The organism is Janthinobacterium sp. LM6, from assembly GCF_002002885.1.
GTDB classification, from domain to species: Bacteria; Pseudomonadota; Gammaproteobacteria; order Burkholderiales; family Burkholderiaceae_D; genus Janthinobacterium; species Janthinobacterium kumbetense.
This window is the reverse complement of record NZ_CP019510.1, coordinates 1,795,713-1,816,409: the sequence shown is the minus strand read 5'-3', so window position 1 is coordinate 1,816,409 and position 20,697 is coordinate 1,795,713. Positions and strand designations below refer to the sequence as shown.

Genomic DNA, 20,697 nt, shown 5'->3' with positions numbered 1-20,697 from the left:
CTACATGACTTCGCCACCGGCGACGGCGATCGATTGTCCATTCATGGCGGACGACGCGGGCAGGCACAGCCACGCCACCGCATCGGCCACTTCCTGCGGCTGCACCAGCCGCTGCTGCGGATTGGCTGCCGCCAGTTCCGCGCGCGCCGCCTCTTCGCCGCGCCCCGTCTTGCGCACGATGTTCTGCACGGCCTGCGCCACCATCTCCGTTTCCGTGTAGCCGGGGCAGACGGCGTTGACGGTGACGCCGCGCGGCGCCACTTCCAGCGCCAGCGCGCGCGTCAGGCCGATCACGCCATGCTTGGCGGCGCCATAGGCGCTGACGTAACGATAGCCTTTCAGGCCCGCCGTCGACGCCACGTTGACGATGCGCCCCCAACCCGCTTCCAGCATGCCCGGCAGGGCCGCCTGGCAGCAGTGGAACACGCCCGTCAGGTTCACGGCCAGCATCTGCTGCCAGATAGCGGCATCCGTCTTGCCGAAAGGCGCAGCATGCGCCTGGCCCGCGTTATTGATCAATACATCGATGCGGCCGAAATGCGCGGCGGCCTGCGCGAAACCGGCCTGCACGGACGCTTCCACGCTCACGTCGAGCACGCAGATGGCCACCCTGCCCGCATGGCCCGCCTCTTCCAGCTGCATGCGCGCGCGCGCCAGCCGCGCGCCGTCGCGCCCGGCCAGGGTGACCCGGGCGCCCGCGTCCAGCAAGGCACCCGCGCAGGCCAGGCCGATGCCGCTGCCGGCGCCCGTCACCAGCGCATGTTTTTCTGACAGCGTGTCCATCAATGCTTGCTTGCTCATGTCATCCTTCCAGCAGCCGCGCGGCCACCTGTTGCGGCGTGAGGCCCGTATTGGCGGCAGCCAGTTGCCGCTCGCGCTGCAGATTGCGTTCCAGCTGCTGCTGGCCCGGACGGTACTGTTTCGGCCAGACTGCGCCTTTCCCAGCGCCTGCGCCGCTGTAGCCGATGCGCGCCATTTCCGTCAGGGTCCAGGCCGGGTTGGCCAGGTGCGGCCGGCCCACGGCGCACAGGTCGGCACGCCCGGCGGCGATGATGCTGTTGGCGTGGTCCGCCTCAAAAATCGAGCCGACGGCCATGCTGGCGATGCCCACCTCGTTGCGCACGCGGTCGGCGAACGGCGCCTGGAACATGCGCCCGTACACGGGCCGTTCGAGCTTGCTGACCTGACCCGAGGAGCAGTCGATCAGGTCGGCGCCCGCCTGCTTGAACAGGCGCGCGATGACGACGGCATCGTCGGGCGTGATGCCGCCTTCGACCCAGTCGTGGGCCGAGATGCGCACGCTCATCGGTTTATCCTGCGGCCAGGCGGCGCGCATGGCGCGGAACACGCGCAGCGGATAGCGGCAGCGGTTTTCCAGGCTGCCGCCATATTCGTCCGTGCGGCGGTTGGTCAGCGGCGAGATAAAACTCGACAGCAGATAGCCGTGCGCGCAATGCAGCTCCAGCCAGTCGAAACCGGCGACGGCCGCGGCCAGGGTGGCGCGCACGAAGTCCTGCTCGATGCGCGCCAGGTCGCTTTCCGTGGCCGCGCGCGCCATTTGCGACACGCCGGCCAGGTACTGCTGTTCCGAGGCCGAGACCAGCGGCCAGTTGCCCTCCCTGAGCGGCTGGTCGATGCCGTCCCACATGGGCCGCGTCGAGCCTTTCGCGCCCGCGTGGCCCAATTGCAGGGCGATCTTCGCATCGCTGTTGGCATGCACAAAGTCGACGATGCGGCGCCAGGCCTGCGTGTGCGCCTCGCTGTACATGCCAGGGCAGGCGGGCGTGATGCGCGCATCGGCCGACACGCACGTCATCTCGGCAAACACGAGGCCGGCGCCGCCCATGGCGCGCGCGCCCAGGTGCATCAGATGGTAGTCGCCCGCCACGCCATCGACGGCGCTGTACTGCGCCATCGGCGAGACGGCGATGCGGTTTTTCAGCAGCACGCCGCGCAGCCGGAAGGGCGTGAGCATGGGCGGCAGGGCCTCGTCCCGCATCGCCACGCCCGCCTGCTCGCCCGCGCGCCGCGCCAGCCACGACTCATAGTCGGCCACGTAGGCGGGATCGCGCAGGCGCAGGTTTTCGTGCGAGATGCGCTGGCTGCGCGTGAGCATGGAATAGGCGAACTGCGGCGCGTCCATGGCGCTGTAGCGCTCGACGTTTTCAAACCATTCCATGGAATTGCGCGCCGCGCTCTGGATTTTCAGCACCTCGATGGCGCGCAGCTGCTGGTAAGCGGCCAGCGCAGCGTCGCTATCCCCATGCTGGCCGAAGCAGCGCGCCAGCTCGATGGCGTCTTCCAGCGCCAGCTTGGTGCCGGAACCAATCGAATAATGCGCCGTATGGGCCGCGTCGCCCATCAGCACCACGGGCACGCCATCCTGTACATGCACCCATTCCCGGCAGACGATGCGCGGGAAGGTGATCCACTGCGCCGAACCGCGCAGGTGCGGCGAATTGCTCAGCAAACCGTGGCCATCGAGTTCCCCGGCGAACAGCGCTTCGCAAAAGGCGATGCCCTCTTCCTGGCTCATGGCATCCAGTCCCGCCGCGCGCCACACGTGTTCGGGCGTTTCGACGATGAAGGTCGAGGTCTCGCCGTCGTACTGGTAGATATGCGCCTGGAACCAGCCGAATTCCGTCTGGCGGAAGGCAAACGTGAAGGCCTCGAATTTCTTGCGCGTGCCCAGCCAGACGAAGCGGCAATGGCGCTGCTCGATCTCGGGCTGGTAGCTGGCCGCATAGCGCGTGCGGATGCGGCTGTTCAAGCCGTCGCTGGCGATCACCAGGTCGGCGCCGTACTGGCGCGCGATGGCCTGGTCGTCCCGCACTTCCGTCTCGAACACCAGCTGCACGCCGAGTTCCTCGCAGCGCGCCTGCAGGATATTGAGCAGGCGCTTGCGGCCGATGCCGCAAAAGCCATGACCGCCCGAGCGCACGGTCTGGCCCTTGAAGTGGATTTCGATATCGTCCCAGTGGTTGAACGCCTGCAGGATGGCGCGCGCCGTCGGCTCGTCCGCGTTGGCCAGGTTGCCCAGGGTCTGGTCGGAAAACACCACGCCCCAGCCAAACGTGTCGTACGGGCGGTTGCGCTCGATGACGGTGATGCGGTGATCCGGGTTCTGCTTTTTCATGAGCAGGCTGAAATACAGGCCGGCGGGGCCGCCGCCGATGCAGACAATATTCATGCGGTGTCCGTGCGAAGTTTGAAGCGCTGCAGCTTGCCCGTTTCCGTGCGCGGCAGCGCCGGCAGGAAGCGGATGGCGCGCGGGTATTTATACGGGGCGATCTGCTGGCGCACGAAGTCCTGCAATTCGGCTGCCAGGGCATCGCCGGGCTGGAAACCATCTTTCAGCACCACGTGCGCTTCGACGATCTGGCCACGCTCGGCATCGGCGCGCCCGACGACGCCGCATTCGGCCACGGCCGGGTGGCGCAGCAGCGCCTCTTCCACCTCCGGGCCGGCGATGTTGTAGCCGGCCGAGACGATCATGTCGTCGCTGCGCGAGCGGTAATAGAAATAGCCGTCGGCATCCATCTCGAAGGTGTCGCCCGTCAGGTTCCAGCCGTTCTGCACATATTCGCGCTGGCGCGGGTCGGACAGGTAGCGGCAGCCGGTGGGGCCTTTCACGGCCAGGCGGCCCGTCACGCCGGGCGGCTGCGGCACGCCGGCGTCATCGACGATGCATGCCTGGTAGCCGGGGATGGCCTTGCCGATGGCGCCGCGGCGGATGCCCTCGCCCGTGGCGGAAATGAAGATGTGCAGCATTTCGGTGGCGCCAATGCCGTCCGTCATGGCCAGTCCCGTCGCGGCCTGCCAGGCGTCGCGCGTGGCCAGCGGCAGCGCCTCGCCGGCCGATACGCACAAGCGCAGGCTGCGCAAGTCGTGGCTGGCCGCCAGCGGCGCCATCTGGCGGTAAAAGGTGGGCGCCGTGAAGCAGATGGTGGCTTGATAGGCGCCGATGGCGCGCAGCAGGCCCTCGGGCGTGAGTTTCTCCAGCAGCACGGTGGCCGCGCCAAAGCGCAGGGGAAACAGCAGCAGGCCGCCCAGGCCAAAAGTAAAAGCCAGCGGCGGCGTGCCGATGAAGATATCGTCGACGCGCACCTGCAGCATGGAGCGGGGAAAGCAGTCGCAGATGGCCAGCAGGTCGCGGTGCATGTGCATGGTGCCTTTGGGGACACCCGTCGTGCCCGAGGTAAAGCTGACCAGGCAGACGTCGTCGGCCGCCGTATCGCATGCGGCAAAGGGCGTATCGTGAACTGCCATGCGCTGTTCCAGTTCGGCCCCCTCGGCGCCAAAGCACAGCATGGCCGGCAAGCCGGGTACGCCATCGAGTTCCCCGCGCAAGCCTTGCGCGCACAGCACGGCGTTCACTTGCGCCTTGGCGAGGATGGTGGACAATTCGCGCGCGCGCAACAGCGGCATGGTGGGCACGGCGATGCAGCCGGCTTTCAGCACGGCCAGCAAGCAGGCGGCCATCATGGGAGTATTCGCGCCGCGCAGCAGCACGCGGTTGCCGGGGATCAGGCGCAGGTCGCTGCGCAGCACGTGGGCGACGCGGTCAACCTGCCGCGCCAGCTGCGCGTAGGTCCAGCGCTGGCCATCGGCAAGGATGGCGGTGCGCCCGCCGCCGCCATTGGCCACGGCGGCATCGAGCAGCGCGGCGACGCAATTGAGGCGCGCCGGATACTGCAGCTCGGGCAAGTCAAGGCACAGCTGCGGCCAGAGTGCGCGCGGCGGCAAATGCGCGCGCGCAAAATCGTCCTGGGGAGATGCGGTGGTAGGCGAAGGGTCGCTGCTCATGCTCATCCTGGCTGGTAGCGGGCGCGTGCACAAGGCCCGGAAGCAGATACTTTAAACCTAAAGTATTTTCCCGGCAAGCAGAAAACAGCAGATTCAGTCAATCCCGTCCTGCTGCCGCAGCAAACGCGCCTGCTGCGCCACGCTGCGCGCCAGCGCGGCCAGGGCCGTCTGCATCTGGTCGCCATCGAGCACCGAGGCCTGCAGCAGGGCCATCATCCCGGCTTCCGCGCCATGCAAACCCAGGGTGCGGCAACCGAGGTGCAGCCGTTCGAGCTGCTGGCGCGCCTGGGCTGGTTCGCCGCGCGCCAGCAAGGCGTCGACCTGTTCGCTGGCGGCGACTATCTGTCCCTGGAAGCCCGTCAGATACGCCAGCAGGCGTTCGCTGTCGATGCCCAGCCGCTGCAAGGTGTCGCGCGGCGCCTCGGCCGGCAAGGCCGAGACGTCGAAGCAGGCATCGATATGCTGGCGCACCTGCTCCGGCTGGAAAGGCTTGACGATGTAGCCCGCGGCGCCGGCCTGCACGGCGTCGCGCACCGTGTCCTGGTCATTGGCAGACGACACGAGCACCAGCGGCATGGCATCGAGCGCGCTGTCGGAGCGGATTTTCTGCAGCAGCTCCATGCCGGACAGGCGCGGCATGCGCAAGTCGCAAAAGCACAGCGACGGACGCAAGCCGCCTTCGAGCTGTTCCCACGCCGCCGCGCCATCTTCGGCTTCCACGATATCGTGCACGCCGCAGCTGTCGATCAGATGCATCAATACCATGCGCGACACGACATCATCGTCAACCACCAGTACTTTCATTGCTTTCTCCATTGGCGGCAGCGTCTCGGTGCCTGGCCGTATTCTACCCAGTTTCGCCGCGCGCTCCATGGCCGGCATTGCCTATTTTACATTTCCTTGCCCGAAACGGCTATTTGCGTCAACAGTGCGCGCAATTGCGGCAAATGCAGGGCCACCTGCGTCCAGCGCCCACCGTCCGCCGCTTCTTCCATTTCCGTGCACAGCATGTGCAGCTGCGTTTCATCGAGATAGGCGGCGCTGCCCTTCAAGCCGTGCAGCAGGCGCCCGGCGTTGTCCTTGTCCTGCGCCGCCAGGGCGTCGTCGAGTTCACGCAAACGCCCTTCCAGGTCGGCGACGAAGGCGACGCGGATGCGCCGTTGCAGTTCGCCGCTGCGAACGGACTGGGAAGGCGCCGCGACGGGAACTGCCGGCGCGATGCCGAACAGGGCATCGAGTTCGGCCTGTCCCCGCGCCGTGCCGCGCGGCGCGTTCGACGGCATGCGCGGCAACATGAAACCGCGCTGCAGCTGGCGCTCGATGGCGCGCGCCAGTAAACCATGCAGCACCGCCTCGTCGACCGGTTTGCTGAGGAAATCATCCATGCCGACGCCAAGATAGCGGCTGCGGTCTTCTTCGCTGGCGTTCGCCGTCAGGGCCACGATCATCAATTCCTGGTCGCGCACGGGCTGGTCCGGCCAGCCGCCCACGCGGATCAGGCGCGTCGCCGTGGCGCCGTCCATCTCCGGCATGCGCCCGTCCATCAGGATCAGGTCATAGCGCGTATGCACGCAGGCCGCCACCGCCAGCACGCCGTTGGCAACCACGTCGACCCGGTGCCCCAGTTCTTCGAGCATGACGCGGATGATGATCTGGTTGGTGGGGAAGTCTTCCGCGCACAGCACGCGCAACTGGTGGCTGTGCGGCGCCAGCGCCACCTGCGGCACCAGCGGCGGCGCCACGCCATCGGCCAACGGCAAGGTGAAGGCAAAGGTACTGCCCTGCCCCGGCGTGCTGGCCACCTCGATCTGGCCATCCATCAGTTCGACCAGCTGGCGGCAGATCGCCAGGCCCAGTCCCGTGCCGCCGTAGCGCCGCGTGGTGCTGGCGTCGGCCTGCTCGAACTTCTGGAACAGCCGCGCCATGGCATCGGCATCGATGCCGATGCCGCTGTCGCTGACGGTAAAGCGGATCAGGTTGACCTTGCGTCCGCCGCTGCCGCTGGCCACGCCGGCCCGCTCGACGCTCACGCTGACGCCGCCGCGCTGGGTGAACTTGAAGGCATTGCCGACCAGGTTGACCAGCACCTGGCGCAAGCGGGTCGGGTCGCCCACCACGAAGGGCGGCAGGTCGGGCGCAAAATCGATGGCGAAACCGATGCTGCGCGCGGCCGCCTGCTCCTCGAACAGGGTGACGACCGTCTCGATCGCCGCGCCGAGCGCGAAGTCGATATTTTCGATACTCAGCTTGCCCGCCTCGATCTTGGAAAAATCGAGCAAGTCATTGATGATCACCAGCAGCGACTGGGCGTTGGCCTGGCCGCGCAGGATCTGCTCGCGCGTGGCGTCGTGCAGCTGCTCGTCGCGCAGGGCAAAGCCCAGCATGCCGATCACGCCGGCCAGCGGCGTGCGCATCTCGTGGCTCATATTGGCCAGGAATTCCGACTTCTGGCGCGTCGCATCCTCGGCCTTGCGCTTGGCCTGGCGCAAACTTTCCTCGTTTTTCGTCAGGCTGCTGTTGACTTGCGCCAGCTTTTCCGACTGGGCCAGCACTTCGATTTCCTTGCTCTGCAACTCGGCCGTGCGTTCGCTGACCTGCTTTTCCAATTCATTCTGCTGATGCCGCAGCGCGCGCACGCGCTGGCGGTACGCGCCATAGATGGCGCCCAGCAGCAGCGCCGCCATCAGGGTGCGGAACCACCAGGTTTTCCAGAACGGCGGCAGGATCGTGATGGCCAGCGTGGCGCCGCTCTCGTTCCACACGCCGTCCTTGTTGGCCGCCTTGACGCGAAACACGTAGTTGCCGGCATCGAGGTTGGTGTAGGTGGCAAAGCGCCGCCCCGCATCCGTCATGACCCAGTCCTGGTCGAAGCCTTCGAGCCGGTAGGCGAACATGTTGCGCTGGGGCGCGGCGAAGTGCAGGGCCGCGAATTCCAGCGAAAAGACGCTTTCGCGGCTGGTCAGCACCAGGTTGCGCGTATGGTCGATCGCCGCCTTGAGCACGTGCGCGAACTCGCCGCGGCCAATGGCCACCGGCTTGTTGAATATCTGCAACTCCGTGATGGCCACCAGCGGCGGCACGCGGTTGTCGTGGATATCCTCCGGCACAAACGCCGTCATGCCGTTGAAGCCGCCGAAATACATGGTGCCATCGGCCGCGCGCAGGGCCGCGCCATCGAAGTACGAGCCTTCCACCGTGCCATCGGCGCTGTCGTAATTGCGGAACAGGCCGCTGCGCATGTCGAGCCGCGTGATGCCGCTGTTCGTGCTCAGCCACAACTGCTCGTTGTCGTCTCCGAGGATGCTGGCGACGGCGTCGTCGGCCATGCCATCCTTGCGCACGAAGCGCCGGAAGCGTATCTCGCCCTTGGCGTCGACGTCCATGCGGTTCAAGCCATTGGCCGTGCCCACCCACAGCACGCCGCGCTTGTCCTCGTGCAGGAAATGCACTTCATCGTGGCTCAGGCTATGCGGGTTTTGCGGATCGTGGCGGAAATGGCGGAAGTGGCCGCTGGCGCGATCCAGCAAGTCCAGGCCGTGGAAGGAACCTATCCACAAGCGCCCCTTGCCGTCTTCCAGCACGGGCCGCACCATGTTGTCGGACAGGCTGTTCGGGTTGGCCGGGTCGTGGCGGTAGGTGGTAAAGCGGCGGCTGACGGGGTCGAAGCGGTGCACGCCGCCCCGCGTCGAGACCCACAGCATGCCGCTGCGGTCGCTCACGATATTGCGGATCGTGTCGCTGTTCGGGTCGCCGGCGGCAAAGCGCATGGTGAAGAAGCGCCCGAGGGCCGGATCGAAGCGGTGCAAGCCCGTCGAGCCGCCCACCCACAGCACGCCGTCCGGCGCCTTGTACAGGGTCGTGACCTGCTCGTCGCGCGACATGCCGGGCGAGCTGCGCAGGTCGAACAGCCGCGAACTGCCATCGCGCGTGTCGTACAGTTTCAAGCCGCCCTTGGTGGCCAGCCACAGCTTGCCATCGCCCGCATCGGCCACGGCGCGCACTTTCTTGTCCGCCAGCGCGCCCACGTCGGCGGGCGCGCGCGCCATGCGCGAAAAGCCGCCGCTGCCCAGGTCGACCCGGCTCACGCCGCTGTACCAGGAGCCGACCCAGAAGGTGCCGGCGCGGTCGCGGTACAAGGACGACAGCTGGTTGTCGGCGACGCTGAATTTGTCGCCCGTCTGGTGCCGGTATTGCAGGAAGGTGTCGCTGCCGGGCAGCCAGCGGAACAGGCCATCGGCATTGCTGCCAAGCCAGACGGTGGCGTCGACATCCTGGTACAGGCTGGCGACGCGGATGGCGGAAAAGCCATGCTTCTCGCCGAAGCGCACGCGCGCCTGCGGCGGCTGGCCGGCGCCGCCCAGGCGCCAGCGCTCGGCGCCGGCCATGGTGCCTATCCACAGATTCTGCTGGCGGTCGATCAGCAGCGACTGGATCACGTTGTACTTCGAGCCGGGCTCCGTGTCGACGGCAAAATGCTCGAAGCGCTCGCTGCCCGGCGCCAGCATGTCCAGGCCCGTGACGGTGCCGATCCACAGGCGCTGTTGCGCGTCCAGCGCCAGCGCCTTGATTTCATTGTCGCCCAGGCTGTGCGGGTTGCCCTCTTCATGGTGCCAGGTGCGGAAGGTGCCCGTGGCCGGGTCGAAATGCTGCAAGCCGTCCGAGGTGGCTATCCAGAAGCCGCGCGCGCCGTCGTCGAGGATGGCGTGGATATGCCGGTTGCCGTTGCCGCGCTTGCTCTTTTCGGCCGGGACGTAATGGATGAAGGTCTGGCTGGCGGCGTCGAAGCGGTCCAGGCCATTGTCGGTGCCGACCCACAACTGGCCCTGGCTATCGACATGCAGCTCGCCGACCCAATTGTCGGCCAGGCTGGTCTTGTCGCCCTCGATATTCTTGTAGACGACCATGCGGTAGCCATCGTAGCGGCTCAGGCCAGACTGGCTGCCGAACCACATATAGCCCTGCCGGTCCTGGGCGATGGCCAGCACCGATTCCTGCGCCAGGCCCTGGTCGACGCTGAGCTGGTCGAAACGCAGGGTGGGCGCAGGCGCCGCCGCGGCCGGGACGCCCAGCAGCAGAATTAACAGTAAGGCAACATCGCAAACACGTCGAAATACCAGCACAATCGTCCTGTCAAAAAAAACGCGAAAAACCCGCACACCGCTCCAGGGGCCGTCTCAGGAACCAAAGAACGCCAGGACATCATCCTTGCGGGCTTGCGTATCGCGCTGTCCAAGACGGATCAGCTCGTTAGTATACGTCGATTCGAACAATAAATACGATGCCAGCGCCGCGCCGCGCGCTTCGGCCGCGCCGATACCCGACAACATGGTGCGGATGGGGCGGGGCAAACTGCCGATATGCCGGCTGGCGATGGCGTCGAGCCGCTCGGACGGCGCGATGACCAGCAATTCCACGGGCCGCAAGGCCGTCTTGCCCAGCAATTCGGGCGGCAGCATCGACAGGGTCAGGTTGATGCGGTTCAGGCGTTCGATGTCGACGGCCAGGCCATCGAGGAAAATCGACGACAGCGCGTGGCCGGCAATCTGCGCCAGGCTCGGGTAGCGTGCCGCTTCGGACGCGGCGGGCGCCGGCTCCGTCATGCGCCCCGCCCCCACCACCAGCACCTTGTTCGCGCCCAGGTGGATGGCCGGCGAGATCGGCGCCAGCTGGCGCATGGAACCGTCGCCGCAGTATTCGCGCTGGCCGCCCACGTACAGGGGCACGGCGGGAAAGATGAAGGGGATGGCGGCCGAGGCGAGCAAGTGCTCCACGCCGATCTGGTCCGGCAGGGCCAGGCGCTGCGTGCGCACCCAGGGCGCGATATCCTCGGCCGTCTGGTAAAACGTCATGTGGCGGCTGCCCGAGTACGACGACGCCGTCACGGCCAGCGCATGCAGCAGGCCGTCGGCCAGGGCCGCGTCCAGGCGCGGCAGGTCGAGCATGCGGTGCAGCAGGCTGACCAGCGGCGTATTGTCGAGCAGGGAGCTGGGCGGCGAGGCATGCCACTGGCGCAGCAGCCAGCCAAAAGACAGCAGCGACAGCCAGCGTGCGCCCGAGCGGATCACGCCCAGCGAATCGGCCCGATACACTTGCTCGACTTCGATGTGCTGCCAGACGTCGAGCAGCTTTTGCACGCCTTCGCCGAAGTTATCCGCGCGGCAGGCCAGCGCCGTGGCGTTGATGGCGCCGGCCGAGGTGCCGCAGATGATGTCGAACGGGTTGCGCGCCGGCGCCCAGCCCGCTTCCCACAGAATCGCCGAAATCGCCTGCAGCACGCCCACCTGGTAGGCGGCACGGGCGCCTCCTCCCGTGAGTATCAAGCCTGTTTTATTTTGCATTCCCATGCCGGCAGATTAGCAGGGTCTTGATACTTTGTGGAAAAGTTTCAATCTCCCTTGACCATGCCTTCACGACGCGGATCGGCGCCGCCAAACCAGAAATCCTTGCCATGCGCATTCAGCCGCATGATGCCCTGCAAACCGGAATTCTGTTCGATCACGCGCACCTCGTGGCCCATCGCCTGCAGCGCCTCGACCTGGGCTGCGGGCGCGCGGCCCTTTTCCAGTTCCGTCGGGCCGTTGCGGCTGCCGAAGTTCGGCAGGCTGATCGCCTGCTGCACGTTCAGGCCCCAGTCCATGGTGCCGACCAGGACCTTGGCGACATAGTTGATGATGGACGAGCCGCCCGGGGAACCCGTGGCCAGCACCAGCTTGTGCGTGCCCTTCTCGAACACGAGGGTGGGCGACATGGCGCTGCGCGGGCGCTTGCCCGCTTCGACCCGGTTGGCGATGGGGCCGTCCGCATCGCGCGAATCGAACGAAAAATCCGTCAACTGGTTATTCAGCAGGAAGCCGTCGACCATCTGGCGCGAACCGAACGCATCTTCCACGCTGGTGGTCATCGACAGGCCGCCCCCAAAAGCGTCCACCGCCACCAGGTGCGAGGTCGACGGGCGCTGCAAGGCGTTGTCCATGCCCCACGCTACCTGCATGCCGGGCGGCGTACCGGGCAAGGCCTTGCCCATGGATTTGTCGCCGATCAAGGCGGCGCGCTGCGCCAGGTAGGTTTTATCGAGCATCGAGGCGATGCCGTTACCGGGCAGCGGCACGAAATCCGTGTCGGCCACGTAACGGTTGCGGTCCGCGTAAGCCAGGCGCCCCGCTTCCGAGAACAGGTGTATCGCCTGCGCATCGGGCACGCCGTCGACGGGCGCATACGGCCGGATATCCTTCACTTCCAGCATGCCCAGCATCTGCGCGATGGCGATGCCGCCCGACGATGGCGGCGGCATGCCGCACACGGTCCAGGCCTTGTAATCGCTGCAGACGGGTTCGCGCACCTTGGCGCGATAGCCGGCGATGTCCTGCGCCGTCAGCTTGCCCGGATTGGTCGGATGCGCCGCCACCTTGGCGGCGATGTCGCGCGCGATGCGGCCGTTGTAAAACGCGTCGGCGCCGCCGCGGGCGATCTCGCGCAGGGTGCGCGCCAGCTGCGGGTTTTTCAGCACGTGGCCGACGGGCCAGGCCTTGCCTTCCTGGTCATAGAAATACGCGGCGGCGACAGGGTCGCGCTTCAGGGCCTGGTCCCAGTTCAGCAAGCCGTTGAGGCGCTGGCTGACGGGAAAGCCGCCGTGCGCCAGCTTGATGGCCGGGCCGAAAAGGGTCGCCCACGGCAGCTTGCCGTGTTCCTTGTGCGCCAGTTCCAGCATGCGCAGCACGCCCGGCGCGCCCACGGAACGCCCGCCCACCACGCCCGTGGCGCGCGAGACGGGACTGCCGTCAGCATTCTGGAACAGGTGTTCGTCGGCGCTAGCAGGCGCCGTTTCGCGTCCGTCGAACGCTTGCACGCCCTTGGCCGTGGAGTACAGCAAAAAGGCGCCGCCGCCGATGCCCGACGATTGCGGCTCGACCAGGGTGAGCACCAACTGCGTGGCGATGGCAGCGTCGATGGCGCTGCCGCCCTTTTTCAACATCTGGTAGCCGGCATCGGCGGCCAGCGGATTGGCGGCGGCGACCATGAATTTCTGCGCCGCCCAGCCACTTTTTTCCGCATACGCGGTGGCGATTTCCGGCGCCTTCTGCGGCACTTCGGCAAATGCGGGACTGGCAGCGAGGGCTCCCAGCAAGGTCAGGCTCAGCGCCAGCGGCTTCAATGCGATCATGGATTCTCCGATAAAAAAAGGGCGCACAGCCAGGCAAGGCTGTACGCCCCATACGGGGGTATCCTACATCAAATCGCGCCGCGCTTATTTGGGTTGCATGCGGATCGCACCATCCAGGCGGATCGTTTCGCCATTGAGCATGACGTTTTCCACGATGGCTTTCACCAGTTGCGCGTATTCGCCGGGCTTGCCCAGGCGAGAAGGGAACGGCACCATCTTGCCCAGCGCATCCTGCACTTCGGCCGGCATGCCGAGCAGCATCGGCGTTTCGAAAATGCCGGGCGCCACCGTCATCACGCGGATGCCGTTGCGCGACAGGTCGCGCGCCATCGGCAGGGTCAGTCCCACCACTGCCGCCTTCGACGAGGCATAGGCCGCCTGGCCGATCTGGCCATCGTAGGCCGCCACGGAAGCCGTGTTGATGATGATGCCGCGCTCGCCTTCCGCCGTCGCGTCCTGTTTCGCCATGGCGTCGGCCGCCAGGCGGCACATATTGAAGGTGCCGACCAGGTTGATGTTGACGACTTTCTGGAACAGTGCCAGCGGGTGCGGGCCATCCTTGCCCACGGTTTTCACGGCGGGCGCCACGCCGGCGCAGTTGACCAGGCCGCGCAAGGTGCCCAGCTTCGTAGCCGCCGCCACCACGGCCAGGCCGTCTTCTTCCGACGTCACGTCGCACTGCACAAACACGCCGTTCAGTTCAGCGGCCAGCGCCTGGCCCGCCTCCGTCTGCACGTCGGCCAGCACGACCTTGCCGCCGGCCGCCGTCAGCATGCGCGCCGTGGCTGCGCCCAAACCCGATGCGCCGCCCGTGATGATGAATACATTGTCCTGAATCTGCATGAAATCTCCTGAGTGATAAGGGCCGTGTTCCCGGCGCCTGATGGTTGATGCACGATGCCATTATTACGCTATTACGTTTACGTAAACGTAATGTCGGCGACAATTGTAGCCATTTTTACGGGCACCGAGCGAAAACTTGCAGCGCTGGCGAATGAGAAAGTTAAAAACACTGCATGAAAGCGCCATTGCGGTGGCAGATGCGCCCGTTGGCATCGAGCGTGGCGTTGCCCGCGCCGTCGTAGCGCGCGCCTGCCGCATCGCGGCAACCGCCTGAGTCGCATGAGCCGATGGGCTGCGGTGCGCGCGGCATCGGCACGGCCGGGCTGGGCGGCAGGGGCACGATGGGCACGACCGGTGACGCAGGCTGCGCCGGCATGCGGCCGATCACCTGCGCCACGGAACGGCGCGGCTGCACGGGCGGCGCCGGGCGGCACGGTTCCACCGCCAGCTTGCCGCTGTCGCGCGGGTCGAGCTGGCACACGGGCAAAGGCTCAGGCAAGGACTCGGCGGGCGCAGCCGGCTCTTGCGCCCGGGCATGGCCGCCAGCGAGCAGCATGACGCAAGCCAGTGCCGGTAGCGTTGTGATCATCCCCTTCATGCCACCTCCTCCAGTACCCATCGCACGGCTTTCATTATTGGCACACGCCGCGCCAGATGCCAGCCAAGGTAACAAATTCTCACGTTTGCACCTGCCATGCGCACCTTGCAACGGTGTTTTATTTCCTTTCAGCACTTTCCTTCTTGCCAGTATGGCATTACAATAAGAACGATTCTTATTCTCATTCGCAGAATGGGAGCGCATTTTTTACTCTTTTCATTCATTCATACCCGAGCCACCCGGAAGGCAGCCAGGAAATAACAACATCCGGAAAGTTCACCATGACCCAGCGCAGTCCCGCCTTCGCAGCCCCCGTTTCCACTCCCGCACGCTCCATGCATTCCGCCGCCCTGCTCCTGCCCTGCCTGCTCTCGCTGGCCGTCAGCAACGCCTGGGCCGAAGGCAATGTGGCCGCCGATCCCACCATGAACACGGTGGTCGTCACGGCGTCCGGTACGGCCATCGACATCAAGGATGCGCCGGCCAGCATCAGCGTCATCACGCGCGAGGAAATCGAGCGCCAGCCCGTGTATGACTTGAACACCTTGCTGCGCCGCATCCCCGGCGTGACGGGCGGCAGCAGCCCCGAGCGTGAGGCATCGAAGATCAAGCTGCGCGGCTTGCCCGACAAATACACCCTGATCCTGGTCGACGGCAAGCGCGTGGGCAGCTCGGCCGACACGGCTTACCGTCCGGATCTGGGCCGCCAGGACTTGAACTGGATCTCGCCTGACATGATCGAGCGCATCGAAGTGGTGCGCGGCCCCATGTCCTCGCTGTACGGTTCGGACGCCATGGGCGGCGTGATCAACATCATCACGCGCAAGGTGCCGGGCAAGTGGAACGGCTCGGCCACGGCCAACTACACGCAACCGCAGGACAGCGACCGCGGCACGGCGCACCAGCTGGGCTTGAACCTGGCCGGCCCCCTGTCGGACACGGTCGGCATGCGCCTGGGCGTGAGCCAGACGCGCCAGAATCCCGATGAAAAATCCTTCGACAAAGCGGGCGCCATGGGCGGCGAACGCAACCAGACTGTCTCGGGTCAGCTGACCTGGGCGCTGGACAAGAAACAGAACCTGTCGCTGGACGCCAGCTATGGCAGGCAGGAAGCGAGCAATTCGAGTGCGCATGATGCGGATGGCGAGCCGCTGGTCTACAGCTGGGGCGCCAACAAGCTGATACGCAAGAGCGTCAGCCTCGGCTACGAAGGCCGCTGGGACTTCGGCAAGACCACGGTCAACCTGTATCACAACGACTTCGATAACCAGGACGTCGGCACGGTGGCGAAATCCAAGGACAGCACGCTCGATGCCAGCCTGGAAAAACGGCTCGGCTGGGGCGGCATCGAGCAAATGCTCGTGATGGGCGGCCAGTGGAAGCACCAGGAATTGACAAACACGAATACCATCGGCACCGTGCCCACCGATTATCTGGGCAACACCGTGAGCGGCGCGACCCTGTCGGGCACCACCTCGGCCCTGTTTGCGGAAGATCAATTGTTCTTGCGCGAGGACTTGACGGCCACGGCCGGCCTGCGCCTCGATCACCACAGCAAGTTCGGCAACCACTACAGCCCGCGCCTGTACCTGGTGTACCACCCCGCCCCCGCCTGGACCATCAAGGGCGGCGTGTCGCAAGGCTTCCGCGCCCCGAGCCTGAAGGAAAACTCGCCGGCGGCGGCGACCAACTCGGCCGGACGCGGTTGCGGCAGCCTGAAACCGCTGGGCTACATCACGGGCGACTGCTACATGGCCGGCAATGCGGACCTGAAGCCGGAAACGAGCACGGCCGGCGAGATCGGCGTGGCGTGGGAACAGAATGGCTGGGATGTGGGTCTGACTTACTTCCACACGGATTTCAAGAACAAGATCGACTATGCGCCGCTGGGCTTTTACCAGCAGCGCTGGTGGACCAAGATGACGAATATCCAGAAGGCGCGCACCAGCGGCCTGGAAGCGACGGCCACCATCCCGCTGACGAAAAACCTGAACTGGCGTAACAACGTCACCTACATGGCGGAAGCGAAAAACCTGACCACGGGCGCCAACCTGCTGTCGACGCCAAAACTGTCGTGGTACTCGGCGCTGGGCTGGCAAGTCAACGACCAGCTGTTCGGCGAAGTATCGGCCCAGTACACGGGCAAGGAACTCGATGCCGGCAAGCTGGCCGACAAAGCCTACACCATCGTCGACACCGTCGTGTCGTACAAGGTCACGCCCCAGTGGACGGTGCGTGGCGGCGTGCAAAACCTGTTCAAGAAGGGCCCGATGGCCGATGGTCTGGTCGACTACTACGTGCCGGGACGGCGCATGTTCGTCGGCCTGACGTCGCGCTTCTAAGCGGCTAATAACGGGGCGGCGGCGTATCGGGCGGCGGCGTGGCGGCATTCGCCGGCACGCTGCCCAGCATCCGCCCGGCCACGGGCACCTTGTGGCCGCTCGCATGCATGCATTTTTGATAAGAATCATCGTAGCTGCGCTGCATGCCATGCGAGGAACTCTCGGCCGCGCCCGTGCCGGCCAGCTGCGCCTGCGCGTAGCCACGGCAACTGCCGTCATCGACGCGGAATTGCTCGAGGCTCTTGCCCGTGCCGGGCAAGGCCATGGCCGACGGCCCTTCCGGCAGCACCGTGCAGGCGGCCAGCAGCAGGGGCGCCAGCAGTCCGGCACGCCCCATCAACGCTTTCGTGTTCATGTTCGCCTCCCCGTCAGCGCACGCTGGCCGGTGCTACGGCACGCCATGCCGTACTGCAATTTTTCACATAGGGATAGTAGCCCTGCGGCCTCGCGCAGTAGTACCACATCTGCGCCGTCGGCTCGCCGCCCTGCTCGATGTAAACGGGAGGCACGACGGGCGGCGCCTGCACGAGCACCGTGCGTCCATACGGATAGGGATAGCCATACCACGGGTCGCCATACCAGCCCGGACCATAGCCATACCACCACGGAGATCCCACCCAGACGCCCACGTGCGAACGGCCGTGGAAGTGGCCGTGGCCGCCGTGAAAGCCGCCATGCCGGCCCGGCGCCGCCTGAGCCACTCCCGCCGTGACCGCCAATACCAAGAGCGCCGCCAGCGCGCCGCCCTTCCTGCTGATGCTGTCCATGACATCCTCCCGCCTTACATGCCCAACTGTGACGCTCATTCCATTATTGACAGAGAGCCGGCACAAGCAAAGGCGCCGTAACAATTGCTCACCTTTGATACGCCGAGGATATGGACGGCAGGAAAGTTTCATCTGCACAAAACGCAAACAGCCCCGCGGCGCGGGCCACGGGGCTGCAGGGACGGCGCAGCTTATTGCGCGGGCAAGCTTTGCACGGGTGTGGCCGGTGCCAGGATCGGCGGCACGGGCGCGTGGATGGGCGCCGGCGCCTTGACGGCCAGCCAGCCCGTGGCCGGCAGCAGCGGCACCAGCAGCAGGGCCACGATATTGATGATCTTGATCAAGGGGTTCACTGCCGGACCGGCCGTATCCTTGTACGGGTCGCCCACCGTGTCGCCCGTGACGGCCGCCTTGTGCGCGTCCGAACCCTTGCCGCCGAAATGGCCATCCTCGATGTATTTCTTCGCATTGTCCCAGGCGCCGCCGCCCGTGGTCATGGAAATGGCCACGAACAGGCCCGTCACAATCGTCCCCATCAAAAGACCGCCCAGTGCAGCAGGCCCCAGCAGCATGCCCACGACGATAGGCACCACCACGGGCAGCAGGGACGGCACGATCATTTCACGGATGGCCGATGCCGTCAGCATGTCGACGGCCTTGTCGTATTCGGGCCGCGCCGTGCCTTCCATGATGCCCTTGATGTCGCGGAACTGCCGGCGCACTTCCACCACCACGGCGCCGGCCGCGCGGCCCACGGCTTCCATCGCCATGGCGCCGAACAGATACGGTATCAGGCCGCCGATGAAGAGGCCGACGATGACCATGGGGTTCGACAAGTCAAACGTGATGTGCTGGCCCACGGATTCGAGCGCATGCGTGTAGTCGGCAAACAGCACCAGCGCGGCCAGCCCGGCCGAGCCGATGGCGTAGCCCTTGGTGACGGCCTTGGTCGTATTCCCGACGGCATCCAGAGGATCGGTGATGGCGCGCACGGAGTCGGGCAAGCCCGACATTTCCGCGATGCCGCCCGCGTTATCCGTGATGGGGCCATACGCGTCGAGTGCGACGATGATGCCCGCCATCGACAGCATCGAGGTGGCCGCGATGGCGATGCCGTACAGGCCCGCCAATTGATACGAGACGAGGATGGCGACGCAGACGGCCAGCACCGGATACGCCGTGGACTTCATCGACACGCCCAGGCCGGCGATGATATTCGTGCCGTGGCCCGTCGTCGACGCTTCGGCGATGTGGCGCACGGGCTTGAAATCCGTGCCCGTGTAGTACTCGGTGATGTACACCATCAGGCCCGTGAGGACGATGCCGACCACGGTGGCGCCCAGCATCTTGTAGCGCATGGCGTCGTCGGGCCACAGCAGCCACGTGACGACGGCAAAACCGACCAGCGACAGGCCGGCCGCCCACCACAGGCCCGTGTACAGGGCCGACATGATCTTCTTGCCCGGCGCCGTTTTCACCATCGAGCAGCCGACGATGGAAGCGAGGATGGAAACGGCGCCCAGCAGCAGCGGGTAGATGATGGCCGTGCTGCTGGCCTCTGCCATCAGCAGCGCGCCCAGCAGCATGGTGGCGATCAGGGTCACGACATAGGTCTCGAACAGGTCGGCCGCCATGCCGGCGCAATCGCCCACGTTGTCGCCCACGTTGTCGGCGATGACGGCCGGATTGCGCGGATCGTCCTCGGGGATGCCCGCCTCGACCTTGCCCACCAGGTCCGCGCCCACGTCGGCGCCCTTGGTAAAGATGCCGCCGCCCAGCCGCGCGAAGATGGAAATGAGCGAGGCGCCGAAGGCCAGGCCGATCAGGGGTTTGATCAGGTCATGCTGCGTGAGGCCGGGCGCGCCCGTCGTCGCCAGCAGCCAGTAGAACAGGGTCACGCCCAGCAAGCCCAGGCCGACGACCAGCATGCCCGTGATCGCCCCGCCCTTGAAAGCCACGTTCAGCGCCTGGTTGATGCCCAGGGTGGCCGCCTGCGCCGTGCGCACATTGGCCCGCACCGAGACATTCATGCCGATGAAGCCGCAGGCGCCCGACAGCACGGCGCCGATCAGGAAGCCCAGCGCCGTATGCAGGCCAAGCAGCACATAGATGGCGATCAATAACACCACGCCGACAATGGCGATGGTGCGGTACTGGCGCGCCAGATAGGCGGCCGCGCCCTGCTGGATGGCCAGGGCGATTTCCTGCATGCGCGCGTTGCCGGGATCCTGCCTCAGGATCCAGCTGCGCGACACCAAACCGTAAATGACTGCGACCACGCCGCAGGCTACCGCAAACCACAAGCTGGCTGCCATATCGTCCCCTTCTGTTTTTATCCGACGTCATTGCCAACAGCTGCAGACCGCACCGGGTAGGCACGCGCAGCCAGGAAAACACGACCTGCAAAAAACCTGAACTACGAAAACGATGAGGCACCGCTGGCGCAAAGCGGGCACAAAAAAAGCGGACACTCAGGTCCGCTTTTCATAAACTGCTTACTCCGCCAGGGCGGCAAATGCGCTGTCGCGGATTTGCTCGACCGGACCGACGCCGGCGATGCGGCGGTATTTCGGTGCGCCTGGCAGGCCGGACTTGGCCCAGTCATTGTAGTAGCCCAACAAGACCTTGGTCTGGTTGTGGTACACGTCCAGGCGCTTCTTGACCGTTTCAGCCTTGTCGTCGTCGCGCTGGATCAGCGGTTCGCCGGTGATGTCATCGACGCCGTCGACCTTGGGCGGGTTGAATTTGACGTGATACACGCGGCCCGAACCCGGGTGGCTGCGGCGGCCGTCCATGCGCTCGATGATCGAAGCGTCAGGCACGTCGATTTCCAGCACATAGTCGACATTGATGCCGGCGTCCTTCATGGCGTCCGCCTGCGCGATGGTGCGCGGGAAACCGTCGAACAGGTAGCCATTGGCGCAATCGGCTTCCTGCAGGCGATTCTTGACCAGGCCGATCATGATGTCGTCCGACACGAGGCCGCCCGCATCCATGACTTTTTTCGCTGCCAGGCCCAGTTCGGAGCCTTCCTTGATCGCCGCGCGCAGCATGTCGCCCGTGGAGATTTGTGGAATGTTGTATTTTTCTTTGATGAAATTAGCTTGGGTGCCCTTGCCGGCACCGGGTGCTCCTAAAAGTATCAGACGCATTGAAAAGTTCCTAAAAAACAGATTTTGG

At 65.7% G+C, this 20,697-nt stretch carries 14 protein-coding genes; 1 reads left to right on the top strand and 13 read right to left on the bottom strand.

The genetic code is table 11. From position 1 onward, the window contains the following. From BZG29_RS08030 to BZG29_RS07990, 9 genes are all read right to left on the bottom strand, one after another. Positions 1-801 (bottom strand): SDR family NAD(P)-dependent oxidoreductase, encoded by an 801-nt coding sequence (locus BZG29_RS08030; RefSeq protein WP_077400927.1) that lies wholly within the window; start codon positions 799-801, stop codon positions 1-3. Between the two features lies 1 nt (position 802). Further along, positions 803-3,190, bottom strand: coding sequence for a bifunctional salicylyl-CoA 5-hydroxylase/oxidoreductase (locus BZG29_RS08025; RefSeq protein WP_077400924.1), 2,388 nt, complete (start codon positions 3,188-3,190; stop codon positions 803-805). Beyond that, positions 3,187-4,806, bottom strand: coding sequence for an AMP-binding protein (locus BZG29_RS08020; protein WP_077400921.1), 1,620 nt, complete (start codon positions 4,804-4,806; stop codon positions 3,187-3,189). The genes BZG29_RS08025 and BZG29_RS08020 overlap by 4 nt, the downstream gene beginning before the upstream one ends. 93 nt (positions 4,807-4,899) lie before the next feature. Beyond that, entirely contained in the window at positions 4,900-5,610 is a 711-nt protein-coding gene (locus BZG29_RS08015) for a response regulator (protein ID WP_077400918.1), read from the bottom strand. 86 nt (positions 5,611-5,696) lie between these two features. Next, complete coding sequence (locus BZG29_RS08010) at positions 5,697-9,926, bottom strand: two-component regulator propeller domain-containing protein (protein ID WP_253192820.1); 4,230 nt, start codon at positions 9,924-9,926, stop codon at positions 5,697-5,699. A gap of 54 nt (positions 9,927-9,980) precedes the next feature. Next, positions 9,981-11,150, bottom strand: coding sequence for a patatin-like phospholipase family protein (locus tag BZG29_RS08005; RefSeq protein WP_034751717.1), 1,170 nt, complete (start codon positions 11,148-11,150; stop codon positions 9,981-9,983). A gap of 41 nt (positions 11,151-11,191) precedes the next feature. Next, complete coding sequence (gene ggt, locus BZG29_RS08000) at positions 11,192-12,967, bottom strand: gamma-glutamyltransferase (RefSeq protein ID WP_077400915.1); 1,776 nt, start codon at positions 12,965-12,967, stop codon at positions 11,192-11,194. Positions 12,968-13,051: 84 nt separating this feature from the next. Further along, positions 13,052-13,810, bottom strand: coding sequence for a 3-hydroxyacyl-CoA dehydrogenase (locus BZG29_RS07995; protein WP_070224603.1), 759 nt, complete (start codon positions 13,808-13,810; stop codon positions 13,052-13,054). A gap of 160 nt (positions 13,811-13,970) precedes the next feature. Further along, positions 13,971-14,408 (bottom strand): hypothetical protein, encoded by a 438-nt coding sequence (locus BZG29_RS07990; protein ID WP_077400912.1) that lies wholly within the window; start codon positions 14,406-14,408, stop codon positions 13,971-13,973. Positions 14,409-14,689: 281 nt separating this feature from the next. Between BZG29_RS07990 and BZG29_RS07985 the strand changes: the two genes are divergently transcribed. Continuing rightward, entirely contained in the window at positions 14,690-16,750 is a 2,061-nt protein-coding gene (locus BZG29_RS07985; protein WP_077400909.1) for a TonB-dependent receptor, read from the top strand. Positions 16,751-16,754: 4 nt separating this feature from the next. Here the strand turns inward: BZG29_RS07985 and BZG29_RS07980 are convergent, their stop codons facing one another. From BZG29_RS07980 to adk, 4 genes are all read right to left on the bottom strand, one after another. Continuing rightward, positions 16,755-17,105 carry a glycine zipper family protein gene (locus BZG29_RS07980; RefSeq protein WP_253192819.1) on the bottom strand — a complete coding sequence of 117 codons (351 nt, stop codon included), beginning with the start codon at positions 17,103-17,105 and terminating at the stop codon, positions 16,755-16,757. A gap of 13 nt (positions 17,106-17,118) precedes the next feature. Continuing rightward, entirely contained in the window at positions 17,119-17,517 is a 399-nt protein-coding gene (locus BZG29_RS07975; protein WP_077400907.1) for a hypothetical protein, read from the bottom strand. A gap of 191 nt (positions 17,518-17,708) precedes the next feature. After that, a complete protein-coding gene (locus BZG29_RS07970) occupies positions 17,709-19,832 on the bottom strand; it encodes a sodium-translocating pyrophosphatase (RefSeq protein WP_077400904.1) in 2,124 nt (707 codons plus the stop codon). A 180-nt stretch (positions 19,833-20,012) separates the two neighbouring features. Beyond that, positions 20,013-20,669 carry an adenylate kinase gene (adk, locus tag BZG29_RS07965; RefSeq protein WP_077400901.1) on the bottom strand — a complete coding sequence of 219 codons (657 nt, stop codon included), beginning with the start codon at positions 20,667-20,669 and terminating at the stop codon, positions 20,013-20,015. Positions 20,670-20,697: the final 28 nt, after the last annotated feature.